Origin of the sequence: Virgibacillus salarius, assembly GCF_039521925.1 — a bacterium.
Lineage (GTDB): Bacteria > Bacillota > Bacilli > Bacillales > Amphibacillaceae > Virgibacillus > Virgibacillus salarius.
The window spans coordinates 19,431-42,191 of the sequence record NZ_BAAACY010000112.1; the positions used below are offsets into that span (position 1 = coordinate 19,431).

The following is a 22,761-nucleotide window of genomic DNA, read 5'->3' on the forward strand; positions in this document are numbered from 1 at the left end:
GGCTGTCTCGATTTCGGGACAGCCTTTATTACAGTTGACTACTTTTTGCTTACGAGAAAGGACATACATATGGTTGAATTATACGATGATGAGCGTTTAGATTATTTACTGGCTGATAACAGCATGAAAATTATTCAAAGTCCTTCTGCATTCTCTTTCTCTTTGGATGCAGTACTACTTGCAAACTTTGCTTATATTCCGAAAAAAAGAGGAGCCATACTTGATCTCTGCACAGGCAATGGTGTTATTCCATTATTACTGTCGAGAAGGAGTAAAAGTAACATAACAGGTGTGGAGATTCAAGAACGTATTTACCAGATGGCGAAAAGGAATATCGACTTGAATAACTTACGTGAGCAAATAAAGATACTGCATGGAGATTTAAAATGCATGCAACCGATAATAGGTCAAAGTAGTTTTGATGTAGTCACCTGTAACCCACCTTATTTTCCGACCCCGTCAGCTACTGAACATAACCAAAATGAATATTTAACAATTGCCAGACACGAAGTTTTCTGTAGTCTAGAGGACGTTGTGAAGGCATGTAAGCTGCATGTTCGTCCAGGAGGGAAGGTATCTATGGTACATCGACCAGGCAGGCTTATTGATATTATTAGCCTATTTCGTAAGTACAAGCTCGAGCCAAAGCGTATTCAATTTGTTTACCCCAAAAAAGGGAAAGATGCAAATATGCTATTAATTGAAGCAATTAGAGATGGGAAGCCAGATTTAAAAATCTTGCCACCTTTATATGTATACAATGAGGATGGTACGTATACAGAAGAGGCAGAGGAGATTATATATGCCTGAACATGAACATACGGTCTATATTCTGAAATGTAAAGATAACTCATTATATACAGGTTACACAAACAATTTGGAAAACCGGCTGAAAATGCATAATGAAGGAAAGGGTGCAAAATATACCCGTGGAAGAGGTCCGTTTCAAGTTGTTTATATCGAGCGCTTTTCCAGTAAAGAAAAAGCAATGAAGAAAGAGTATACCATTAAACAATTAACTCGCAAGGAAAAATTACAACTTATTCGAGCAGCCTTGAAAGAAGTGATAAAATATGAACATTCAACAAAGCTTTGATAACGAAAAAAAAGGGAAATTATACATTGTTCCGACCCCTATTGGTAACTTAGAGGATATTACGTTCCGTGCATTAAATATACTGCGCTCAGTGTCAATTATCGCAGCAGAGGATACACGAAATTCTAAAAAACTATTGAACCATTTTGACATCTCAACACCGTTAATTAGTTATCATGAGCACAATAAGCTGGCAAGAGAGGAACAACTGTTACGGCGATTGGAAAACGATGAATCAATTGCTATTGTAAGTGATGCAGGAATGCCTGCGATATCCGATCCTGGTCATGAGTTAATTCAAGCGGCGATTGAGCAAGAATTTTCTGTAGTAGTACTGCCTGGAGCAAATGCAGCATTATGTGCGCTGATCGGTTCTGGTTTACCAGCAAATGAATTTTATTTTTATGGTTTCTTACCCCGTAAAAAGAAAGACAAGGAGGCAGAACTAGAGAGATTACAACGGATACAGGCCTCTTTATTATTTTATGAGTCACCTTATCGTATAAAGGAGACATTAAAGGCTGCCAAGTCTGTACTTGGTAATCGCCGTGTGGTCCTAGCACGGGAGCTATCTAAACGGTTTGAAGAATATATTCGAGGTACACTGAATGAGGTCATCACCTATACAAAAGACATAGAGCTTAAAGGCGAATTTTGTATGGTTATTGATGGAACAGACCAGTTAATTCAAGAAACTTCATTATGGTGGGATGGCTATACTATTGTTGAACATGTAGATTACTATATAGATGAGAAAGACATGCCTAGCAAAGAAGCAATAAAGCTAGTTGCAAAAGAGCGAAAGCTTCCGAAACGTGAAGTGTATCAAGCCTATCATATCGAGGATTAATTTGTTGCTATAAAAAAAGGTCTAACGTGTAGAACAGGCGTCAGACCTTTTTGAGACAATAATCTTACTATTTATTAAATCTTGCTTCTATCTCTTTAACCAGCTCTTGTGCACCTTCTGGGCTGAGGACAAGTTTGCCGTTTGCTAAAGAGAGATTATCATCGGAAACCTCTCCAGTAAGATGACAAGTCATGTTTGGTTTGTACTTCTTAAGGATAATTTTGTCATTTTCCACGTAGATTTCCATCGCATCTTTTTCCTGAATTTCAAGCGTACGACGAAGTTCCATTGGGATGACAACACGGCCAAGCTCATCCACTTTACGTACAATTCCGGTAGATTTCAATTTCTTTCCCCCTAAGGTTAGAAAAACGAGCCAATTGTCAGCAAGGGCTTTCGTTCTTCCTTAAAATTTGTAAAGCAAAAAAATCGTCATATTTCGACATCACTCTATGCAATAGAATACCAGTGTTTCTTTTTTCTGTCAATAAATATTTACCTGAAAATTTAATAATTTGAAATACCTGTATAAATACTATTATATCAGGTTTTGTCTTTTACTTAATTGGTTAAAATAAGGTATAAATCTGAAAAAAGCAAATAAACAATCTAATATTTTTCGACAAAATTCGATGTTTTTCTATGTTTCTCTTACAAAACATGATGACATTGCACTCTATTTGGCAAAATAACGGATAAAAGCTACAATAGTATATAGTTTTAATAAAGGATGCTGGTGGATTTAGGAGGTAATGGGAATGCCAAATAACAAAAAAACGTTTTATATAACAACACCGATTTATTACCCTAGTGGGAATTTGCATATTGGTCATGCGTATTCTACGGTTGCTGGCGATGCAATTGCTAGGTATAAGCGGATGCGTGGCTATGATGTAATGTATTTAACAGGTACGGATGAGCACGGTCAAAAAATCCAAAAAAAGGCTACAGAAAAGGGTGTAACTCCACAAGCGTACGTTGATGACATTGTAAGTGGTATTAAAGATTTATGGAAGAAACTTAAAATATCAAATGATGATTTTATTCGGACGACGGAAGAGCGTCATAAAAAAGTAGTGTCCAAAATATTTGATCAGCTTGTTAAACAGGGGGATATTTATTTAGATCAATACGAAGGCTGGTATTGTACATCTTGTGAGTCCTTCTTTACAGAGAGACAGTTGGAAGATGGGCATTGTCCAGATTGTGGCGGTCCAGTTGAAAAAGTAAAAGAAGAATCCTATTTCTTCAAGATGAGCAAATATGTCGATCGACTTGTGCAGTTCTATGAGGATAATCCAACGTTTATTCAGCCAGAAAGTCGTAAAAATGAAATGCTGAATAACTTTATAAAACCAGGGCTTGAAGATTTAGCAGTATCTCGTACCACTTTTGACTGGGGTATTAAAGTTCCCGGTGATCCAAAGCATGTGATATATGTATGGATTGATGCTTTAACTAACTATATTACAGCTTTAGGTTATGGTACAGACGATGATAGTAAATATCAAAAGTTCTGGCCAGCAGATGTTCATTTAATGAGTAAGGAAATTGTTCGTTTTCACACGATATATTGGCCAATTATGTTAATGGCATTAGATCTTCCCTTGCCGAAGAAGGTTTTTGCGCATGGTTGGATACTGATGAAAGATGGAAAAATGTCAAAATCTAAAGGGAACGTTGTTGATCCTGTACAACTAACAGATAAGTACGGCCTTGATGCACTTCGCTATTATTTGCTTCGCGAAGTTCCATTTGGATCAGATGGTGTATTTACACCTGAAGGATTTGTAGAACGTACTAACTACGATTTGGCTAATGATCTAGGCAATCTATTAAACCGTACTGTTGCTATGATTAATAAATACTTTGATGGTCAGATTCCGTTATATCAAGCAAGTGAAACAGAGATTGAGGCTTCACTTGAAGCATTTGGAAAAGAAACGATTCAGAAAGTAGAAGAAGCGATGGAGAATATGCAGTTCTCTGTAGCACTATCCTCCCTTTGGCAGTTAATTAGTAGAACAAATAAATATATTGATGAAACAGAACCGTGGGTATTAGCTAAACATGAGGATCAGAAGGAACGATTGGGTAATGTAATGGCCCATCTAGCTGAATATCTTAGAAAAATTGCAGTTATGCTACAGCCGTTCTTAACAGACGCACCTACAGAAATCTTCCGACAGCTCCATGTCACAGAAGCGGCATTAAAGGAATGGGATAGCATTTATCGTGAAGGGCAAATTAGTGTAGGTACTAAAGTTCAAAAAGGAAAGCCAATCTTTCCTCGCTTGGATGTAGATAAAGAAGTACAAACTATTAAAGCAATGATGCAAAATCCTGCACAGGTTAAGGAAAAAGCTACGAAGGAAGAAACCAAAAGTACACAAGAAATTACCTTTGATGACTTTATGAAGATAGACATGCGAGTGGCAGAGGTAATAAAAGCAGAGCCTGTCAAGAAGGCTGATAAGTTATTGAAGCTTCAATTAGATCTTGGAGCGGAGAAACGGCAAGTTGTTTCGGGTATTGCACAGTACTATCAACCACATGAATTACCAGGTAAAAAAGTAATCTGTGTAACGAATTTAAAACCTGTAAAACTAAGAGGCGAAAAATCAGAAGGTATGATTCTTTGTGGGGAAGATGAACATGGTAAGCTCGTTTTAGCATCTGTAGAAGAATCACTGCCGAATGGATCTGTCGTGAAATAAAAATAGGAAAACGGGCTGCTTGTAAGGTTCGTCAATTTTTAAATTTTTAAAGTACATGACTCTAGTTGAAATGGGGTTCGTATGAAAGGCATTAGCTATGAGTAAATTTGTTCATGACATGTTGAACCTTGTAGGGAAAGTGAAGTATATTCGGTTTGAATAAGTAGGGAGCTGGCTTTTGGGACAGCTCCTTTCTAAGCATAAGGAAGTTTTATTTTGTCATATAGTAAAGTAATTTTATTTGCTTCGGTCTGTCCAAGCTTATTTGAAGATAAACAGGTGAAATATATGACATAGCGTTTGAGCTTTGTGTTTAAGGAGTGAAGTGGTTTGTTATTTGATACACATGTTCATTTAAATGCGAGGGATTTCTTTGAAGATCGCGATGAAACAATTCAGCGTGCTTTTGATACCGGCGTAAACTATATGGTGGTAGTCGGTTTTGATCGGGAAACGATCCCGTTAGCTATCGAAATTGCAGAACAATATGAAACCATTTATGCGGCTGTAGGCTGGCACCCGGTGGATGCTATAGATATGACGGATGAAGAATTAAACTGGATTGAGGAATTTTCTGCTCATCCAAAGGTTGTAGCTATCGGAGAGATGGGATTAGACTATCATTGGGACAAGTCACCGAAGGATGTACAAAAAGACGTTTTTCGTAAACAAATACGGTTGGCGAAGAAATTAAATATGCCAATCATTATTCATAATCGTGAGGCGACCGAAGATGTTATTGAAATTCTTCAAGAAGAAGGTGCAGCATCTATTGGCGGTATTATGCATTGCTATAATGATTCAGCAAAATATGTACAAGCCTGTCTGGATATGAACTTTTACATCTCTCTTGGAGGTCCAGTAACATTCAAAAATGCAATAGAGCCAAAGGAAGTAGCGGTACAGGTGCCATTAGACCGACTGTTGGTTGAAACGGATGCACCTTTTTTAGCTCCACATCCAAATAGAGGTAAAAGAAATGAGCCTTCCTATGTTAAATTAGTAGCAGAAAAAATAGCTGAGCTGCGAGGTTTAACCTTGGAAGAAATTAGTGAAAACACGACAAAAAACGCTATTTCTCTCTTCGGGATAAAATTATGACGGTTGTAAAATAAGAAAAATATTTTGTTAAAAAATAGGAAAAAAACGGTATAAAAAAAGGTTAGCATTTAAGCTAACCTTTTTTTTATTGATAATTAAAAGATGGCGAAAAACCAGTTGTACCAATGCTTTCATTGTACTTATTAAAGAGTAATCCGCTCCTCAAATTAATGTGTAATCTAATTGTAACTTAATCGTAATCGGATATACTTTGACTTTGCATATAACTGTTAATATAATCAAAATGCATTAAGAGGAGGCAGAAGCATGCGAATGATTTCAAAGCTAATGCCGGCGTCGACAATGAAGCTGGTTATTTCAGGTATTGGTGTTTTGGCACTTGTTGTATTTTCCGGATTAGTACTATTTGATGCTACGAAGGCAGAAGTAGTCATAACTGAAGACGGTAAAGAACAAACAGTGAAAACGCATAAAAATACCGTTGAAGAACTGCTTGCAGAAGTAGGAATTACCGTCGGGGAGCATGATCATTTGTCACACAGTAAAGATGCTTCTATTGAAAACGGTATGGAAATTGAGTACAACAAAGCCAAGCAGGTTTTTGTAACTATCGATGGAGAAAAGCAGGAATTCTATACAACTGCAGACACAATAGATGAATTTTTACAAGAAAAGAATCTCTCATTTCAACAGCATGATGATATCTCACATAATCAAGGGGATACCATTGAAGATGGACTACATATTCAAGTAAAACAGGCATACCAGATTACCATTAACGATGGAAACAACCAAACAAAATCAAAACCGACCACAGGTGGAACAGTAAAAGATATCTTAGCTCAATCAGACATTTCATTTGATCCGGAAGGCTTGGATAGAATTAAGCCAGCATTGGATGAAAAGGTGAAAAAAGATACGAATATTACGATTGTTCGCGTTAAAAAGGTTAAGGATGAAGTTACAGAAGCGGTTGCCTTCGAGACAGAGAAAAGAAAAGATAGCAGTCTTCCAAAGGGAGAAGAAAGGGTTCTTTCGGAAGGGAAAGACGGTAAGCTGAAAAAAGTCTATGAGATTGTCAAAGAAAACGGAAAAGAAGTTAGCCGCGAGCTTCTAAGCAAGGATGTTGTTGAAAAAAGTGAGAATCGAGTTATAGCTGTAGGTACGAAACAGGAAAATAAGCTTGTGACCTTATCGAGCAAGAAGTCACATTCGAGCTCAAAGAAAAAATCAAGTTCTAAGCCTTCTGGCGGAAAAGTGTTTACAATGAGTGCAAGTGCGTACACAGCTAGTTGTAACGGCTGTTCTGGTTATACATCTACGGGTATCAATTTAAATGCAAATCCGAATAAAAAAGTAATAGCTGTCGATCCAAGTGTTATCCCATTAGGTTCAAAAGTTTGGGTAGAAGGTTATGGAGAAGCAATAGCTGCTGATACTGGCGGTCATATTGTTGGAAATCGCATCGATGTTCATGTTCCTTCGAAGCAGGCAGCGTATAATTGGGGAAGGAAAACAGTAACAGTAAAGGTTATTAATTAATATTTATGCTCTTACCATGATATAGTGGTAAGAGCATTATTTATTATGGGTATAGAAAGAGGAACAAATGTGAAAATAAAAGAAGTGATTGTTGTTGAAGGTAGAGATGATACAACAAAGATTCTTCAGGCGGTTAATGCTGATACAATTGAAACAAATGGATCAGCGATTAATGATACGATTATAAAGCAAATAAAGCATGCGAAGGATAAACGGGGGATTATTATTTTTACAGACCCAGATTATCCTGGTGATCGCATTCGTCATATTATTGACCAGGCTGTACCAGGCTGCAAGCATGCGTTTTTAACTCAACATGAGGCACGAGCTAAGCATCCTAATAACAAAAGTTTAGGGATAGAACACGCTTCACCTGAAACGATTCGCAAGGCTCTCGCTGATGTATATGAGCTAAAGGAAGCGCACGCGAGTGAAATTGCAAAGGAAAATGTAATCAACAGTGGACTAATCGGAGGGGCGCAAGCAAAGAAACGACGGGAACGATTGGGTGAGCTGCTACAAATTGGTCATACAAACGGAAAGCAGCTTTTAAAAAGGTTGTCGATGTTCGAAATAACCAAAGAGGAATTTGATAATGCGTTAGCACAAATACAGCGGGAGGAAAAGCATGACAGTGAATAAATATATTGCAACACCATCACGTACAAAGGAAATACTAACAAAGTATAACTTCTCGTTTAAAAAGAGCCTGGGACAAAATTTTTTAATTGATACTAACATATTGGAAAATATCATATCCCATGCAGGAATTGATAAAAACGCAGGTGCAATTGAAATAGGACCTGGTATCGGTGCGTTGACAGAGCAATTAGCTATTCATGCAGATAAAGTAGTTGCTTTTGAAATAGATCAGCGTTTATTACCCGTCTTGCAGGATACCCTACAACCCTACTCAAATATTCAAATTATCCATCAGGATATTTTGAAGGCAAATGTATCAGAAGTCATTTCCTCCTGCTTTTCGCAGGAACAACCGGTACATTTAGTTGCAAATTTACCTTACTATATCACTACACCTATTTTGCTGAAGCTTTTGCATGACAATCTTTCTGTAGAGAGCTTCACTGTAATGATTCAAAAAGAAGTGGCTGAAAGAATGGCAGCTAAGCCCAATAGCAAAAGCTATGGGTCCTTGACCATTGCCGTTCAGTATTATACGGAGGCAGAAGTGGTCATGCATGTTCCTAAACGAGCATTTATGCCACAGCCTAATGTGGATTCCAGCATATTAAAGTTAGTGAGACGGGAAAAGCCGCCTGTCCAAGTGCACAATGAAACGTTCTTTTTTATGCTTGTTAAAGCTTCTTTTGCACAACGAAGAAAAACACTTCGCAATAATTTAGTCAATCATTTTAAACCTGATTGGGATAAAGAAACGATTGTACAACTATTAGAAGAAGCTGGAATTGATGGCAATAGACGTGGAGAATCATTGTCTATTGAGGAATTTGCTGTATTAGCAAATGCATTTTATTCAGCTGTTAATAATAATACATGATGTGCTTATGAAGAGTGAATTAGGTATAGAACATAAACGCTAACCGTTAAGAGACGGAAAAAATGGTAAATGAATGGTTCTATATAAAAAATGCTGGGATGAGAGGTGTCTCTGCGAGAGACTACTTCATTTTCTGCGACGGTTATTACGAAGCATTATCTCTAGGCAGCATTCAAGTCATTCTGCCTATATGAGGTTAAATTGAAACGCAACAAACGTTTTGACCCACAAAAGCTGAACGGATTCGAATGCGAGCTGAAACGCTTCGAATAATCGTTCAGCTTTTTTCTATAAGTAACTTACTTTATGTTTTATTCTCATTTTGCTGTCCAAGGTAGTTAAAAGTAATTATATAGGTGATCTGTAATAAACGCACAGATTTTATGATGGACTCATACGCTATATCAGAATGTTTTGGAAGGCTGTGAGGTGTCAGTTATGAACTATTCGAAGGGTGATCTGGTTACAAGAAAATCTTACAATCATGATTTGTTGTTTCGGGTTGCTAGTGTGAAAAAAAATAGTGCTGATTTATATGGTGAAGATATCCGCCTGAAAGCAGATGCGCCTATATCTGATTTAAAGAAGATACAAGAAAGAGAATTAGAGAAGCGTAGACAAAAAGGAAAGGAAAAAGAGGAATTTTCCTTCCGTTTATTTCGGCAGGACTATCAATTGATGAAAGAGAAACGTGAATATCACGCAACCGAAGGCTATCAGCATGAACCGATTTTTTTTCAATTACCAGCCAAAGTTCTGCATCTAGACGGCGATCAAATGTATTTAAAGAAATGCATTGAATTATATCAACGAATCGGATTACAAGTACATGGAGTGCATTTACATGAAAGGGAAATGCCGATACAAATAGGTGAATTGGTGGAGAAGATACAGCCTGACATTATCGTCATTACAGGACATGATGCGTTTTCCAAGAACAAGGGCAGAAAAAATGACATACGTGCATATAGACATTCTAAGTTTTTTGTGGAAACAGTACGAGAAGCACGAAAGATTAATCCTAATGTGGATCAGCTAGTTATCTTTGCAGGTGCATGCCAATCACATTTTGAATCACTAATTCGAGCAGGTGCTAATTTCGCAAGTTCTCCGCTACGAATTAATATACATGCGTTAGATCCTGTTTATATTGCAGCAAAGATTGCTTATACACCATTCATGGAAAAGGTTAGTGTATGGGAAGCACTAAGAAATACACTTACAGGTGATAAAGGAATGGGTGGGATAGAAACGAGAGGATTATTAAGAACAGGGTTACCCTATTTAGAAGATGAATCAAACGAATGAGCAACTTGCCTTCAGGTAAGGTTGCTGGATAAAAATGGTACAAGTTGGTAAATGAACGAGTAATTTTTTCATGGAATATACACATGTAAATAGCAAAGTTCCAATTAATTTAAAAAAATATACATAAAAACTTAACATATGCCAAATAATAAGCGAAATAGACAAAATAAATTGTTGACATTAAAATTGATATCTTGTTATAATAAATAGTTTTATTTGACTATTGTACAAGTTTATGGTATGCTAAATCCAGTGAGGTGGAGTATAGTGGCGAAAACATTAATCGAAATAAAGCAAGGTCTTGAAGGTCATGTTGGTAAACGGTTAAAGCTTAGAGCGAACGGCGGCAGAAGGAAAACAATTGAGCGGTCGGGAATATTAGCAGAAACGTATCCTTCTGTGTTTATTGTTGAGCTTGACCAAGAAGAAAATGCATTCGAACGTGTTTCATACAGCTATGCAGACGTTTTAACAGAAACAGTGGAACTTAGTTTTACAGACGAACGTACCATTGCTTCCGTGCTTGAGCAGTAGCCCTTAGGTTTACTGCTTTTATTTTATAGATTTATAACTGAATTATCTGTAATTTTGATGAACTACTTATACGAAGGTAGTTTGACTTTCCATTTAAATTTTTCCTTTTTTGTATACATATAACGCGAATTAAACAACGAATCTGCTACAAACTATAAATGTCGTAAGGTAAGACTCATCATACGAAGGGAGTTGTTCTTTCATGGCTAATCGACGTGGAATAATGTCAGACCATTTGAAAGAAGAAATCGCCAAAGAGTTAGGATTTTACGACACGGTGCAGCAGGAAGGTTGGGGCGGTATCAAGGCTAGAGATGCTGGTAATATGGTTAAGCGAGCCATTGAAATTGCTGAAGCAAACATGCAACAAAAAGGCAGATCCTAAAGGGTTTGCCTTTTTGTGTTTTGGCGGGACTTGTACCTGCTTGTAGTCGCCTCCAATTATGTAATATGTTACAATTTTAATATCTATCTACAAGAAGGGTGACGGGTGATGGTGCTTTATGAGAAAGCCCCTGCGAAGATTAACTTATCGCTTGATGTGTTAAGTAAGAGAGATGATGGTTATCACAACGTTGAAATGATTATGACGTCAATAGACTTGTCTGACCGTATCGAATTATTTGAATTGAATCAGGACAGAATAGAGATCTCGTTGGAAAGTAGATTTGTGCCAAGCGATGAACGGAACTTAGCGTATAAAGCTGCAGATGCAATTAAGCGGAAATACGGAATTCGTAGAGGGGTTCATATCAAAATTGAGAAAAGCATACCCGTTTCAGCAGGATTAGGAGGAGGGAGCACAGATGCTGCAGCTGTTCTAAGAGGTTTAAACAGGCTTTGGTCACTACATATACCGATGGATGAACTAGCAAATTTAGGCGCGACACTTGGAACAGATGTACCATTCTGTGTCTATGGTAAGACCGCGCTAGCTAGTGGGCGAGGAGAAGTGATTAATGCCCTACCAGCGCCTCCGCCATGCTGGGTCATTTTAGCCAAGCCAGACATAGGTGTGTCATCTAGAACCATTTTTCAGCGAATTATCGTGGATGAACTTGCTCATCAGCAAACACAAGGAGTGATCCAAGCGTTAAGAGCAAATGATTTTGAGCTGCTTTGCAGAAGTACAGGAAATAATTTAGAAGCAATTACTGTACAATTATACCCTGAAGTGCAACGGATCAAAGATGCAATGAGACAAGCAGGAGCCTCAGGTGTATTAATGAGCGGAAGTGGGCCTACTGTATATGGTCTAGTTGAGCAAGAAAGCAAGGCAAAAAGAATTTATAACGGTATGCGCGGATTTTGTGATGAAGTATATTTTGTACGTCTTTTAGGTTAAATATTGATAAAACACATATGATAATGGTATATTAAAGGGAAATATTCGGTTTTGAGGTGTAGTTATGAAAAGAAGTAATCGTTTAGTCGCGTTGACTAATTATTTTCTTGAGAATCCAAGATTGCATAAACAGTTACCTTATTTCGTAAATAGGTTAGAAACAACGAAGGCTTCCGTAAGCGAAGATATGGATATTATTGATGCTGTATTTCGTAATGAAGGATTGGGTTATTTGCAACGGACCACCGGAGCTGGTGGTGGTGTGAAGTATATCCCAGAGTATTTACATGAAAAGAGTGAAGCATTCATTCATGAAATGTGTCACCAGTTAGCGGATCCGGTACGAATTCTGCCTGGTGGTTACCTTTACATGAGTGACCTCTTAGGTAATCCGAAAACAGTAAGAGAAATAGGTCGGGTTTTTGCTTCTGCATTTTCGCAGATGGAAATTGATGTTGTTGTCACGGTTGCTACAAAAGGTATTCCTTTAGCCTACTCGGTGGCTTCTTTTCTTGACGTCCCTGTAGTAATTGTGCGAAGAGACCCCAAAGTAACCGAAGGGTCATCCGTTAGTATAAATTATGTATCTGGCTCCTCAAGAAAGATTCAAACAATGGTTCTTCCAAAACGGAGCTTGGGAGAAGGTGCAAATGTCTGCATTATTGATGATTTCATGAAGGCTGGTGGAACAATTACTGGAATGATTAACTTATTAGAAGAATTCAATGCTCAAGTGAAGGCAATAGGTGTATTGGCTGAGGCGGACGATGAAGAAGAAGAAAGGGTTGTAGAAAATTATACTTCCTTAATTAAAATATCAAATGTCGATCTTAAAGCTAAAAGCATTGAGGTTCATCCTGGTAATTTTGTAGAAATAGGCGGTCGTAAGTAAGGCAAAAACACCTGTTTTTTCCATCCATTTGAAAATATTTTATTTTTTTTAATAATTTAGCAGGATTTTAAATAGTTTTGTTGAACTAGATAATATAGATTCAAATGGGAAAAGGTGGTGATACATCATGGAAGTAACTGACGTTAGGTTGCGCCGCGTTAATACGGAAGGAAGAATGCGAGCGATTGCATCGATTACTTTGGATCAAGAATTTGTAGTTCATGATATCCGTGTTATTGATGGGAATAATGGACTATTCGTTGCTATGCCATCCAAACGAACACCGGATGGGGAGTTTAGAGACATTGCACATCCTATAAATTCTGGGACACGTGCTAAGATTCAAGATGCTGTATTAGAAGAATACCATCGTGCAGGAGAAGCTGAAGTGGAGTATGAAGAAGCTGGAGCTTCCTAATATGCACACAATATTTGGGATGCAACTAGAGGTCTAATCTACATCAGGTTAGCCTTCTTTTTTTGTAGTCTAGAAAATTTTAAAAGTAGCCCATGTGGATAAATATGGACGTGTTGAGCCGCGTCCAGCTCCAGCGCCCAGAAACTAGGCAACTTCACGAATCGCCCTACGATAAGAAAACTCACCGTGATTCCTTTATCTCCGTTGACTCGCTCCAGTCGCTGCGTTTCTAATCGGAGGCTTGCGACTTTTGTTCTTTTGCAAGCGATTTAGTAATGTTTTTGTGTCTAAAAAAATATAATTTTATTTGCTAACTAGCGCAAAGCCTCCTTTTTCGCTCGAATCGTTTTTGTGCTTTTGTCTACTTAAGCTTATTAGAATGAATCGAATCGCTCTGTATTTTTCTTGAGACGTGCATAAAGGCGGTAAGTATGGAAAGTTTTACATTACCGAGGACCTTGTTTTATACGCTTTATCTATTGAAATGAAAAGGGTTTTAAGATAATATTCATTATGGATAAATCGAATTGATGGAGGTTTCCTTATGACGAAGCGATATGCTGTTGTTTTAGCAGCGGGTCAGGGTACGAGAATGAAATCTAAGCTATACAAAGTACTCCATCCCGTAGCAGGTCGTCCAATGGTAAAGCATGTCATTGATCAGATAAACACAGTGAAGCCAGATGAAATTGTTACAGTAGTAGGCTTTGGTGCAGATATGGTTAAAGAGCAAATTGGCGACGAAAGTAAATTTGTTATTCAAGAAGAGCAATTAGGAACGGGGCATGCAGTGCTCCAAGCAGAGGATTTATTAAAAGAAACTGAAGGAACAACACTAGTAGTTTGCGGAGATACCCCTTTAATAACGAGCGAAACGTATCAAGCACTATTTGACCATCATGAGCAGACAGGTGCTAAAGCAACTGTATTAACCGCAAAAGCTCCAAATCCATATGGCTATGGTAGAGTTATTCGCAATGCGGTTGATGAAGTAGAAAGAATCGTAGAACAAAAAGATGCCACCGAAAAAGAACTACTCGTTGATGAAATTAATACAGGTACATATTGTTTTGATAATCAAGCACTATTTCAGGCGTTGCAAAATGTGTCCAATGATAACGCACAAGGTGAATACTATTTACCGGATGTTATCGAAATCCTTCAAAAACAGGGTGATAAGGTCAGTGCATTTATGACAGCTAGTTTTGAGGAAACACTAGGAGTAAATGACCGTATAGCCTTAGCAGAAGCAGAAAAAACCATGAAACAACGCATTAATAAAAAGCACTTACGAAATGGCGTAGCGATAATCGATCCGGATAATACGTATATTGAACCAGATGTAGAGATAGAGCCGGATACCATCATCCATCCTGGAACGATATTAAAGGGTGATACGGTTATAAAAGGCAATGCAGAAATTGGACCACATTCAGAAGTTACGAATTGTTACGTGGGGAATGGGACTGTTATTAAACAAAGTGTTGCTAGTGATAGTAAGATTGGTAATCATGTCAAAATTGGGCCATTTGCACATATTCGTCCAGAAAGCTCCATAGGTGATCAAGCAAAAGTTGGAAATTTTGTAGAGATTAAGAAGACCGATTTAGCTGAGAAGAGTAAAGTATCACATTTAAGCTATATTGGTGACGCAAAAGTTGGCAGCAATGTCAATATTGGTTGTGGTACAATAACAGTAAACTATGATGGAAAGCATAAATATTTGACGACGATAGAAGATGATGCATTTATTGGATGTAATTCTAATCTAATTGCTCCAGTTACTGTCGGAAAAGGATCCTATGTGGCGGCTGGTTCAACAATTACTAAAGATGTACCGGAAGATTCTTTGTCTGTAGCTAGAGCTAGACAAACGAATAAAGAAGGATATGCGTCAAAAATTAAAAACAGACAAAAAGACTAACGGAGGGTTCTAACTCATGGCATCTACTTACAAAGATACATCTTTGAAAGTGTTCACATTAAATTCTAATCCTAAACTTGCTGAAGATATTGCGGAGCATATTGGTACAATGCTTGGTAAATGTACTGTATCTCGCTTTAGTGATGGTGAAATTCAGATCAACATCGAAGAAAGTGTACGTGGTTGTGATGTATACGTTGTACAATCTACATGTTCCCCGGTAAATCAGCATATTATGGAGTTATTAATTATGATTGACGCTTTGAAGCGAGCGTCTGCTAAATCCATAAATATTGTAATGCCATATTATGGATATGCTAGACAAGATCGTAAGGCTCGTTCTCGTGAACCGATTGCTGCTAAGCTTGTTGCAAATCTATTAGAAACGTCTGGTGCCGATCGTGTCATTACATTGGATTTACATGCTCCACAAATCCAAGGATTTTTTGATATCCCTATAGATCACCTACAAGGTGTTCCTATTCTGTCTGATTATTTTGAAGCGAAGAGCTTAGAAGATATTATTATTATGTCTCCAGATCACGGTGGAGTTACACGTGCTCGTAAAATGGCTGATCGACTAAAAGCGCCAATAGGTATTATTGATAAACGTAGACCTCGCCCTAACGTTGCCGAGGTTATGAATATCGTTGGTAATATTGAAGGCAAGACAGCTATTCTAATAGACGATATTATTGATACAGCAGGAACTATTACACTTGCTGCAAATGCATTGGTAGAAAATGGTGCTAAAGCGGTATATGCGTGTTGTACACATCCAGTATTATCTGGTCCAGCGATTGAACGTATTAATGACTCTAAAATCAAGGAACTTGTTATTACGAATTCGATTCCTTTACCAGAGGACAAGCAGCTTAATAAAATTACTCAGTTATCGGTTGCGCCGTTAATTGGCGAGGCAATTATTCGTGTCCACGAATTGCAATCAGTAAGTATCTTATTCGATTAAATGTTTAGATATTGCATTTAATGGGTATTCTCTATATGAATGTTTTTTTATAGACAACTGCATGAATTACACAGACAAAGTAGAAAAGAAGAAAGGGCTTATAACTAAAAGCCTAGGATTTTTCTAATAACTTGGAGGGTGATGTACGTGGCAGTTAAATTAGAAGCAACATTACGAGAGGATCTTACTAAATCGGCAACAAAGGAAATACGAAATAGTGGTAGAGTACCAGCTGTTATCTACGGAAAAGAAAAGGATTCGGAATCCATATCTGTAGATAGCATTGAATTAATAAAGACGGTTCGAGATGAAGGGAAAAATGCTATTATTACGCTAAATGTGGAAAACAATAAATCGGTAGATGTTATGTTACACGATTACCAAATTGATCCATTGAAGGACGAGCTAATTCATGCAGACTTTTATATCGTTAATATGGCTGAAGAGATGGATGTTGAGGTTGCGCTTCGTTTAGAAGGTGAAGCTCAAGGGACAAAAGATGGTGGCGTACTTCAACAGCCAATGTATGAGTTACAAGTTCGAGCAAAACCTGGAAATATTCCAGAGGAAATTATCGTGGATATTACAGACCTTAAGATTGGAGATAGCATATCTGTCTCGGATATAACGATTAAAGGAAATTACGAAGTACTTGAAGATAGTGACACTACGATTGCAACGGTATTGGCTCCTGACACATTGGAAGATGTGGAAGAGACTCCAGATGAGAATGCTGAGCCTAAATTAGTAGGTGCTGAAGATGATGCAGATGCAAAAAAGGAATAAAGCAACCATTCCATCATTGATGGTTTTACTTCCCGTTCATATGGGATAAACATGTAAATTATATAACAATGAGTGACTCCCTCCTGTACAGGAGGGTTTGTTGTATTGTATGATACTTTCTAGGAAAGATTTTCTGATAAAGGAAGAAGCAAATGAAATGTATAATTGGATTAGGTAACCCTGGTAAGAAATATAATGGTACAAGGCATAATGTTGGGTTCATGGTCATTGATGAATTACTTCATCGTCATTCATGGAAGTTGAATAAGTCCAAGTATAAGGGTGATTATACGATTGTTCACTTGGACGGAGAAAAGGTATTGCTCCTAGAACCACAGACCTTTATGAACCTATCCGGCGATGCTGTTAGACCATTAATGGATTATTATGATATAAAACTAGAAGATATATTAATTATCTATGATGATTTAGATTTACCTGTTGGGAAAATCCGGTTACGTCAAAAAGGCGGACATGGCGGACATAATGGTATTCGTTCCATTATCGATCATTTAGGTACAAAAGATTTTAAACGGATCAGAATAGGTGTAGGAAGGCCAACGTCTTCTGTTTCAGTTGTAGATTATGTTCTTAGTAATTTTTCAAAGGGAGAATCAGAAGCTGTATCTGACAGTATTGGAAGAGCCGCGGATGCATGTGAAGCATGGCTAAGCGCCTCGTTTTCGCAGGTAATGAATGAATATAATCAATGATGCTTTCATAGGATAGGATACATACATTCATATAGCAACGGGAGCTTTTATTTATTGTATAAGATAAGCGTTTTTCGGATAAACTTTTAATATGAGTTGAAAGTTATTCGAGGAGGTTCCCAGTTTGTCTATTGTGTATACTTGCAAACACTGCGGTCAGGAAATAGGAAGACTGAAACAGCAGGTAGTTGATACATCTATGCTGGGTTTGGATCAATTGACAGCAAAGGAAAAAGAAGAGATGATCACATATAAGTCAAATGGTGATGTGCAGATTGAAGCTATTTGTGAAAATTGTGAAGATGCCTTAGGACATCATCCACATTACCATGAGCTAGATTTTTTTATTCAGTAATATAACCAGCAAAGGCTTTGGTGTAATAACCAAGGCATTTTTGCGCTTCTTTCACAGATATAGTTATTGAGGCTTTGATCGTTTCTTTTAGTTTGAAAGAGAATGATAGAAAAGGATTTGGTCCATAGGGTGTATTTGTCCATATTATCGTGGATAACTCACTTTGACTTTATCAGCTATGAAAGATGTAGAATGTCATGTAAGAATGAATATTAGGATAGGTTAAAGGTAAGTAAGCCAATGCGCTTTTAGCACACCCTATGTACGTGGAGGTTTAGTAATGAAAGGTATTCAAAATTATTTACAATCAAAAGATGATATAAAATCGATTATACATGGAATTTCTAGTGGAATGGAAGAGCAACTTGTTGCCGGTCTGTCTGGCTCGGCGAGAAGTCTATTGGTTTCTATCATTCATACTTCTATTCATAAACCGGTATTATTAGTTACACATCAATTAGTTCAAGCGCAACAGTTATATGATGACCTCACAGCTTTTATGGGAGATGATGATGTGCATCTCTATCCGGTGAATGAATTAATTGCTTCAGAGATTGCAATAGCAAGTCCTGAATTACGTAGTCAGAGAATTGAATCCTTAACCGCTTGGACGAAGAAGAAATCTGGTATATTAATTGCTCCTGTTGCTGCTTTGAAGCGTATACTACCTCCGCCAGAATATTGGAGTAATTATCAGCTGCCATTTACAGTTGGGGAGGATATTGATGTAGAACAATATCTTAATTCGATGGTAGATATGGGTTATGAACGAGTATCGATGGTAACAACTCCTGGAGAATTTAGCAGGCGTGGTGGAATTATTGATATTTACCCAATAACCGAACAACATCCAATTCGAATTGAGTTGTTTGATGAAGAAATCGATTCTATTCGATATTTTGATGCAGATACCCAACGTTCACTGGATAAATTACAGGAAATAATAATTGGACCGGCAACAGAGCTACTTTTATCACAATCTGATATCCATGCTGGAGGGGAGCGTCTTGAGGAAGCGCTTTCCAAAACGTTGAAATCGTTGAAATCTAAAGAGTCAAAAGAAAAACTATTAGAGGTCATGGAGAGGGATATTGAGCGCTTAAAAAACTTAGAGCACTTTCCGGAAATGTATAAATACATCGGCTATCTTTACAAAAACCCTGCTAGTTTACTAGATTATATGCCGAGTGATGGACAAATCATACTTGATGAGATGAGCCGTATACAGGAGACAGCGGTGCACCTGGATTCGGAGGAGGCTGATTGGTACAGTAGTTTGTTGGAGTCCAATCAGATGGTGAAGGACAGTATATTTTCATTCGATTGGCATACGATTTGGTCAAATATGAAGCAGCCACGTTTATATATGTCCGTATTTTTACGCCATATTCCAAACACACAACCGCAAAATATTATTAATTTGTCTTCAAGACCTATGCAAGAATTTCATGGGCAAATGCATTTATTTAAAAATGAGTTAAAGCGCTGGGAAAAAGGTGAGTATTCGGTTGTCGTATTAGCTCCCGATTCTAAGCGTGCAGAAAAAATTCATTCCATTTTCATGGATTATGATATCGATGTGGGGTTAGCCAGTGATTTACAGCTTCCTGTAGACAAACCTACAATAGCTACAGGGAATATTACGAGTGGTATTGAGTTACCGATGCATAAATTGGTGCTTATTACAGAACAGGAATTATTTAAAAAGCGTACCAAGCGAGCTCGAAAACAGCAAAAAATTTCGAATGCCGAACGAATCAAGAATTATCAGGAGTTAAAGGTTGGCGATTATGTTGTTCATGCGAACCATGGAATTGGGAAATATTTAGGCATTGAAACGTTGCAAGTAAATGATCTTCATAAGGATTATATGCTTATCAAGTATTCTGGTGATGATAAGCTTTTTGTGCCAATAGATCAAATTGATCAAGTTCAAAAGTTTGTTGGTTCAGAAGGAAAAGAGCCGAAGCTGTATAAACTAGGCGGCAGTGAATGGACAAAGGTAAAGCGAAAAGTACAGTCCTCTGTTGAAGACATTGCAGATGATCTTATTAAGCTTTATGCAGAAAGAGAAGCGAAGAAGGGTTACGCATTTTCTGAGGATACTGAAATGCAGCGTGAATTTGAAGCGTCTTTTCCGTATCAAGAAACAGAAGATCAACTTCGTTGTATTGAAGAGATTAAACAAGATATGGAAAGAGAACGTCCAATGGACCGACTGCTTTGTGGTGATGTAGGGTATGGAAAAACAGAAGTAGCAATTCGTGCAGCTTTTAAAGCGATCGCGGATGGTAAACAAGTTGCTATTCTAGTTCCAACAACGATTTTGGCCCAGCAGCACTTTGAAACAATTCGCGAGCGTTTTCAGGATCATGCTATAACGATAGGATTATTAAGTAGGTTTCGAACACGAAAGCAACAAAAAGAAACGATTGATGGATTAAGGAAAGGAACCGTGGACATCGTTATTGGTACACACCGTGTTTTATCTAAGGATGTACAATATAGTGATTTAGGCCTGTTGATTGTTGATGAAGAACAACGATTTGGTGTTAAACATAAGGAAAAAATTAAACAATTAAAAACAAATGTGGATGTGCTTACACTAACGGCTACACCTATTCCTAGGACATTGCATATGTCGATGCTAGGGGTACGGGATTTATCGGTAATCGAAACCCCACCAGAAAATCGTTTCCCAATTCAGACATATGTAATGGAGTATAATCCAATTTTTATGCGTGAGGCAATTGAACGAGAGATGGCCCGTGGTGGTCAGGTCTTCTTCTTGTATAACCGGGTAGAGAACATAGATAAAGTAGCAAGAGACCTTGGTATGCTTGTTGACGCAAGAATTGCTGTAGCTCATGGTCAGATGAACGAATCGGAACTGGAAAATATTATTTTCGCTTTCTTAGAAGGTGAATACGATGTGCTTGTAAGTACAACCATTATCGAAACGGGAGTAGATATTCCGAATGTAAATACATTAATCGTAAATGATGCCGATCGTATGGGATTAAGTCAACTGTATCAACTAAGAGGTCGTGTAGGACGATCAAATCGAGTTGCTTATGCGTACTTTACGTATAAGAAGGATAAGGTATTAACAGAGGTTGCTGAGAAACGATTACAGGCGATTAAGGAGTTTACTGAACTTGGGTCAGGTTTTAAAATTGCTATGCGGGACTTATCTATCCGTGGAGCGGGTAATCTCCTTGGTGCACAACAGCATGGATTTATTGATTCTGTAGGCTTTGATATGTATTCGCAAATGTTAAAAGACGCCATTGATGCGCGTAAAGAAGGAAAAGAAATTGAAGAAATCACACCATTTGACACGGAGTTGGCATTGAGCATTGATGCATATATTCCTGATACGTATATTAAGGACGAGAAGCAAAAAATCGGAATATATAAACAATTTCAGTCTATTGCTTCTACAAATGACGTAGAAGATTTACGAGATGAATTGATAGATCGATTTGGCGATTATCCAGAAGAAGTAGAGCATTTATTCACAGTAACTGTACTGAAGATGGTTGCAAAGAAAGAACGTGTGGCTTCACTTAGTGAGAAAGGGAATAAAATTGAAATGCTCGTTGATGAAAATCGAAGTCAACAAATTGATGGTGCTAAATTATTTGAAATTGCTAATACATTTGGCCGTGGTGTTCAATTGGGAACAGAAAACAATAAATTGAAGATCGTGTTTAAATATACAAGGGATAACAAGCACCAACGATATGAGATTGTTGAAGATTTTATAGGTAAATTAACTAAAGCGAATCGAGATGCGTAAAATTTTGGTACTTCATGTATAGATATCCTGCTTTGCATCATACTAAAAACACACCTGGTGATTTTTACACGAAGAGATAAGATTTACTAGTGTAAAAACGAGCAGTAATCATCATTAGAAAGTGAGGCTACTTAGTATGAAAGCAACAGGAATTGTCCGTCGTATTGATGATTTAGGAAGAGTAGTAATTCCAAAAGAAATCAGAAGGACGCTACGAATTAGAGAAGGAGATCCACTAGAAATTTTTGTGGATAGAGAAGGAGAAGTAATTCTTAAAAAATATTCTCCAATTAATGAGTTAGGGCATTTTGCGAAAGAATATGCAGAAGCTTTGTTTGATTCGCTTCAGTCACCCGTAATTATTTCAGATCGTGATGAAGTCATTGCAGTTGCAGGGGAGTCAAAGAAAGATTATTTAAACAAAAGCATTGGTGCTCAGTTAGCGAAGATCATTGAAAATCGTACGCAAGTATTTGAAAAAGAAGCGAAGCAGCTAGAAGTAACAGATGGTAATGAGCAAGAGTTGAATTCTTATTGTGTTAGTCCAATTATTGCCAACGGTGACGCAATTGGCTGTGTAATGGTGTTTTCCAAAGAAGGGGATGCATTTAGTAAGGTTGAGCAAAAAGCTGTAGAAACAGCTGCAAGCTTCTTAGCTAAGCAAATGGAATAATACTTCATAAAGGATTTGGAGCGTATTCTATATTTTGTAATAGCTTGTTAAAATAGCTGGATCCTATATCTAGTAGGGAAACGTATTTCTTGATTGAAAAAGCAAGCCATCTAGCCAAAGTATATTCTTTGGTAGATGGCTTTTTTTATAAGTTAAGAAAGTATAAAATCAGCGCAATGACTGCTTTAAGCCAAGTAGTTATTTTGAAATGTTTGATGTATATTGGCAATGCTCCGACTAATTACTTCGCTTTCG

Annotated in this window: 22 protein-coding genes; 21 read left to right on the forward strand and 1 reads right to left on the reverse strand. The window is 37.5% G+C overall.

Annotated elements, in window-relative coordinates:
• Nucleotides 1–69 precede the first annotated feature (69 nt).
• From ABDZ84_RS14745 to rsmI, 3 genes are read left to right on the forward strand one after another with little or no spacing between them, the layout of a single operon-like run.
• Complete coding sequence (locus tag ABDZ84_RS14745; protein ID WP_121604269.1) at nucleotides 70–810, forward strand: tRNA1(Val) (adenine(37)-N6)-methyltransferase; 741 nt, start codon at nucleotides 70–72, stop codon at nucleotides 808–810.
• Nucleotides 803–1,096: a GIY-YIG nuclease family protein gene (locus ABDZ84_RS14750; protein WP_026680163.1), complete on the forward strand. Its 294-nt coding sequence runs from the start codon at nucleotides 803–805 to the stop codon at nucleotides 1,094–1,096. Before ABDZ84_RS14745 ends, ABDZ84_RS14750 begins: the two co-directional genes overlap by 8 nt.
• Nucleotides 1,074–1,946: a 16S rRNA (cytidine(1402)-2'-O)-methyltransferase gene (gene rsmI, locus ABDZ84_RS14755; RefSeq protein ID WP_121604270.1), complete on the forward strand. Its 873-nt coding sequence runs from the start codon at nucleotides 1,074–1,076 to the stop codon at nucleotides 1,944–1,946. The genes ABDZ84_RS14750 and rsmI overlap by 23 nt, the downstream gene beginning before the upstream one ends.
• Nucleotides 1,947–2,013: 67 nt before the next feature.
• On the opposite strand, the gene abrB is transcribed toward rsmI, so the two are convergent.
• Nucleotides 2,014–2,292 (reverse strand): transition state genes transcriptional regulator AbrB, encoded by a 279-nt coding sequence (gene abrB, locus ABDZ84_RS14760; RefSeq protein ID WP_026680165.1) that lies wholly within the window; start codon nucleotides 2,290–2,292, stop codon nucleotides 2,014–2,016.
• A gap of 412 nt (nucleotides 2,293–2,704) precedes the next feature.
• Here abrB and metG point away from each other — a divergent pair, with 412 nt between their 5' ends.
• From metG to spoVT, 18 genes are all read left to right on the forward strand, one after another.
• On the forward strand, nucleotides 2,705–4,663 hold the full coding sequence (metG, locus tag ABDZ84_RS14765) for a methionine--tRNA ligase (protein ID WP_281949700.1): 1,959 nt from the start codon (nucleotides 2,705–2,707) through the stop codon (nucleotides 4,661–4,663).
• Nucleotides 4,664–4,993: 330 nt separating this feature from the next.
• Complete coding sequence (locus tag ABDZ84_RS14770; protein WP_121604272.1) at nucleotides 4,994–5,764, forward strand: TatD family hydrolase; 771 nt, start codon at nucleotides 4,994–4,996, stop codon at nucleotides 5,762–5,764.
• 267 nt (nucleotides 5,765–6,031) lie between these two features.
• Nucleotides 6,032–7,267, forward strand: coding sequence for a resuscitation-promoting factor (locus ABDZ84_RS14775; RefSeq protein WP_026680167.1), 1,236 nt, complete (start codon nucleotides 6,032–6,034; stop codon nucleotides 7,265–7,267).
• 69 nt (nucleotides 7,268–7,336) lie between these two features.
• The gene (rnmV, locus tag ABDZ84_RS14780; RefSeq protein ID WP_121605829.1) at nucleotides 7,337–7,909 is read left to right on the forward strand and encodes a ribonuclease M5; all 573 of its coding nucleotides are present in this window, start codon (nucleotides 7,337–7,339) and stop codon (nucleotides 7,907–7,909) included.
• Nucleotides 7,902–8,786, forward strand: a complete 885-nt coding sequence (gene rsmA, locus ABDZ84_RS14785) for a 16S rRNA (adenine(1518)-N(6)/adenine(1519)-N(6))-dimethyltransferase RsmA (RefSeq protein WP_026680169.1) — start codon at nucleotides 7,902–7,904, stop codon at nucleotides 8,784–8,786. The genes rnmV and rsmA overlap by 8 nt, the downstream gene beginning before the upstream one ends.
• Before the next feature lie 438 nt (nucleotides 8,787–9,224).
• Nucleotides 9,225–10,094, forward strand: a complete 870-nt coding sequence (gene yabG / locus ABDZ84_RS14790) for a sporulation peptidase YabG (protein WP_026680170.1) — start codon at nucleotides 9,225–9,227, stop codon at nucleotides 10,092–10,094.
• Nucleotides 10,095–10,361: 267 nt separating this feature from the next.
• A complete protein-coding gene (gene veg, locus ABDZ84_RS14795; RefSeq protein WP_026680171.1) occupies nucleotides 10,362–10,628 on the forward strand; it encodes a biofilm formation stimulator Veg in 267 nt (88 codons plus the stop codon).
• Between the two features lie 202 nt (nucleotides 10,629–10,830).
• A complete protein-coding gene (locus ABDZ84_RS14800; protein WP_026680172.1) occupies nucleotides 10,831–11,013 on the forward strand; it encodes a small, acid-soluble spore protein, alpha/beta type in 183 nt (60 codons plus the stop codon).
• A gap of 108 nt (nucleotides 11,014–11,121) precedes the next feature.
• Nucleotides 11,122–11,973 (forward strand): 4-(cytidine 5'-diphospho)-2-C-methyl-D-erythritol kinase, encoded by an 852-nt coding sequence (gene ispE, locus ABDZ84_RS14805; RefSeq protein ID WP_026680173.1) that lies wholly within the window; start codon nucleotides 11,122–11,124, stop codon nucleotides 11,971–11,973.
• Between the two features lie 64 nt (nucleotides 11,974–12,037).
• Nucleotides 12,038–12,865, forward strand: coding sequence for a pur operon repressor (gene purR, locus ABDZ84_RS14810; protein ID WP_343782054.1), 828 nt, complete (start codon nucleotides 12,038–12,040; stop codon nucleotides 12,863–12,865).
• A gap of 127 nt (nucleotides 12,866–12,992) precedes the next feature.
• Nucleotides 12,993–13,283 (forward strand): septation regulator SpoVG, encoded by a 291-nt coding sequence (spoVG, locus tag ABDZ84_RS14815; RefSeq protein WP_026680175.1) that lies wholly within the window; start codon nucleotides 12,993–12,995, stop codon nucleotides 13,281–13,283.
• A gap of 544 nt (nucleotides 13,284–13,827) precedes the next feature.
• Nucleotides 13,828–15,207, forward strand: coding sequence for a bifunctional UDP-N-acetylglucosamine diphosphorylase/glucosamine-1-phosphate N-acetyltransferase GlmU (gene glmU / locus ABDZ84_RS14820; protein WP_026680176.1), 1,380 nt, complete (start codon nucleotides 13,828–13,830; stop codon nucleotides 15,205–15,207).
• 16 nt (nucleotides 15,208–15,223) lie between these two features.
• The gene (locus ABDZ84_RS14825; protein WP_026680177.1) at nucleotides 15,224–16,177 is read left to right on the forward strand and encodes a ribose-phosphate diphosphokinase; all 954 of its coding nucleotides are present in this window, start codon (nucleotides 15,224–15,226) and stop codon (nucleotides 16,175–16,177) included.
• A 147-nt stretch (nucleotides 16,178–16,324) separates the two neighbouring features.
• Nucleotides 16,325–16,963, forward strand: coding sequence for a 50S ribosomal protein L25/general stress protein Ctc (locus tag ABDZ84_RS14830; protein ID WP_026680178.1), 639 nt, complete (start codon nucleotides 16,325–16,327; stop codon nucleotides 16,961–16,963).
• A 152-nt stretch (nucleotides 16,964–17,115) separates the two neighbouring features.
• Complete coding sequence (pth, locus tag ABDZ84_RS14835) at nucleotides 17,116–17,676, forward strand: aminoacyl-tRNA hydrolase (protein ID WP_026680179.1); 561 nt, start codon at nucleotides 17,116–17,118, stop codon at nucleotides 17,674–17,676.
• A gap of 133 nt (nucleotides 17,677–17,809) precedes the next feature.
• Nucleotides 17,810–18,031 carry an anti-sigma-F factor Fin gene (fin, locus tag ABDZ84_RS14840; RefSeq protein ID WP_308036030.1) on the forward strand — a complete coding sequence of 74 codons (222 nt, stop codon included), beginning with the start codon at nucleotides 17,810–17,812 and terminating at the stop codon, nucleotides 18,029–18,031.
• Nucleotides 18,032–18,311: 280 nt separating this feature from the next.
• Nucleotides 18,312–21,833, forward strand: coding sequence for a transcription-repair coupling factor (gene mfd / locus ABDZ84_RS14845; RefSeq protein WP_281949699.1), 3,522 nt, complete (start codon nucleotides 18,312–18,314; stop codon nucleotides 21,831–21,833).
• A 136-nt stretch (nucleotides 21,834–21,969) separates the two neighbouring features.
• A complete protein-coding gene (spoVT, locus tag ABDZ84_RS14850) occupies nucleotides 21,970–22,506 on the forward strand; it encodes a stage V sporulation protein T (RefSeq protein ID WP_205389398.1) in 537 nt (178 codons plus the stop codon).
• Nucleotides 22,507–22,761: the final 255 nt, after the last annotated feature.

Bases quoted from the DNA above. Each gene is read 5' to 3' on its own strand.
- ABDZ84_RS14775 (WP_026680167.1), top strand. From the start codon at position 6,032: ATGCGAATGATTTCAAAGCTAATGCCGGCGTCGACAATGAAGCTGGTT.
- ABDZ84_RS14750 (WP_026680163.1), top strand. From the start codon at position 803: ATGCCTGAACATGAACATACGGTCTATATTCTGAAATGTAAAGATAAC.
- spoVG (WP_026680175.1), top strand. From the start codon at position 12,993: ATGGAAGTAACTGACGTTAGGTTGCGCCGCGTTAATACGGAAGGAAGA.
- mfd (WP_281949699.1), top strand. From the start codon at position 18,312: ATGAAAGGTATTCAAAATTATTTACAATCAAAAGATGATATAAAATCG.
- metG (WP_281949700.1), top strand. From the start codon at position 2,705: ATGCCAAATAACAAAAAAACGTTTTATATAACAACACCGATTTATTAC.
- ispE (WP_026680173.1), top strand. From the start codon at position 11,122: ATGGTGCTTTATGAGAAAGCCCCTGCGAAGATTAACTTATCGCTTGAT.
- ABDZ84_RS14800 (WP_026680172.1), top strand. From the start codon at position 10,831: ATGGCTAATCGACGTGGAATAATGTCAGACCATTTGAAAGAAGAAATC.
- yabG (WP_026680170.1), top strand. From the start codon at position 9,225: ATGAACTATTCGAAGGGTGATCTGGTTACAAGAAAATCTTACAATCAT.
- spoVT (WP_205389398.1), top strand. From the start codon at position 21,970: ATGAAAGCAACAGGAATTGTCCGTCGTATTGATGATTTAGGAAGAGTA.
- ABDZ84_RS14745 (WP_121604269.1), top strand. From the start codon at position 70: ATGGTTGAATTATACGATGATGAGCGTTTAGATTATTTACTGGCTGAT.
- purR (WP_343782054.1), top strand. From the start codon at position 12,038: ATGAAAAGAAGTAATCGTTTAGTCGCGTTGACTAATTATTTTCTTGAG.
- ABDZ84_RS14825 (WP_026680177.1), top strand. From the start codon at position 15,224: ATGGCATCTACTTACAAAGATACATCTTTGAAAGTGTTCACATTAAAT.
- rsmI (WP_121604270.1), top strand. From the start codon at position 1,074: ATGAACATTCAACAAAGCTTTGATAACGAAAAAAAAGGGAAATTATAC.
- pth (WP_026680179.1), top strand. From the start codon at position 17,116: ATGAAATGTATAATTGGATTAGGTAACCCTGGTAAGAAATATAATGGT.
- glmU (WP_026680176.1), top strand. From the start codon at position 13,828: ATGACGAAGCGATATGCTGTTGTTTTAGCAGCGGGTCAGGGTACGAGA.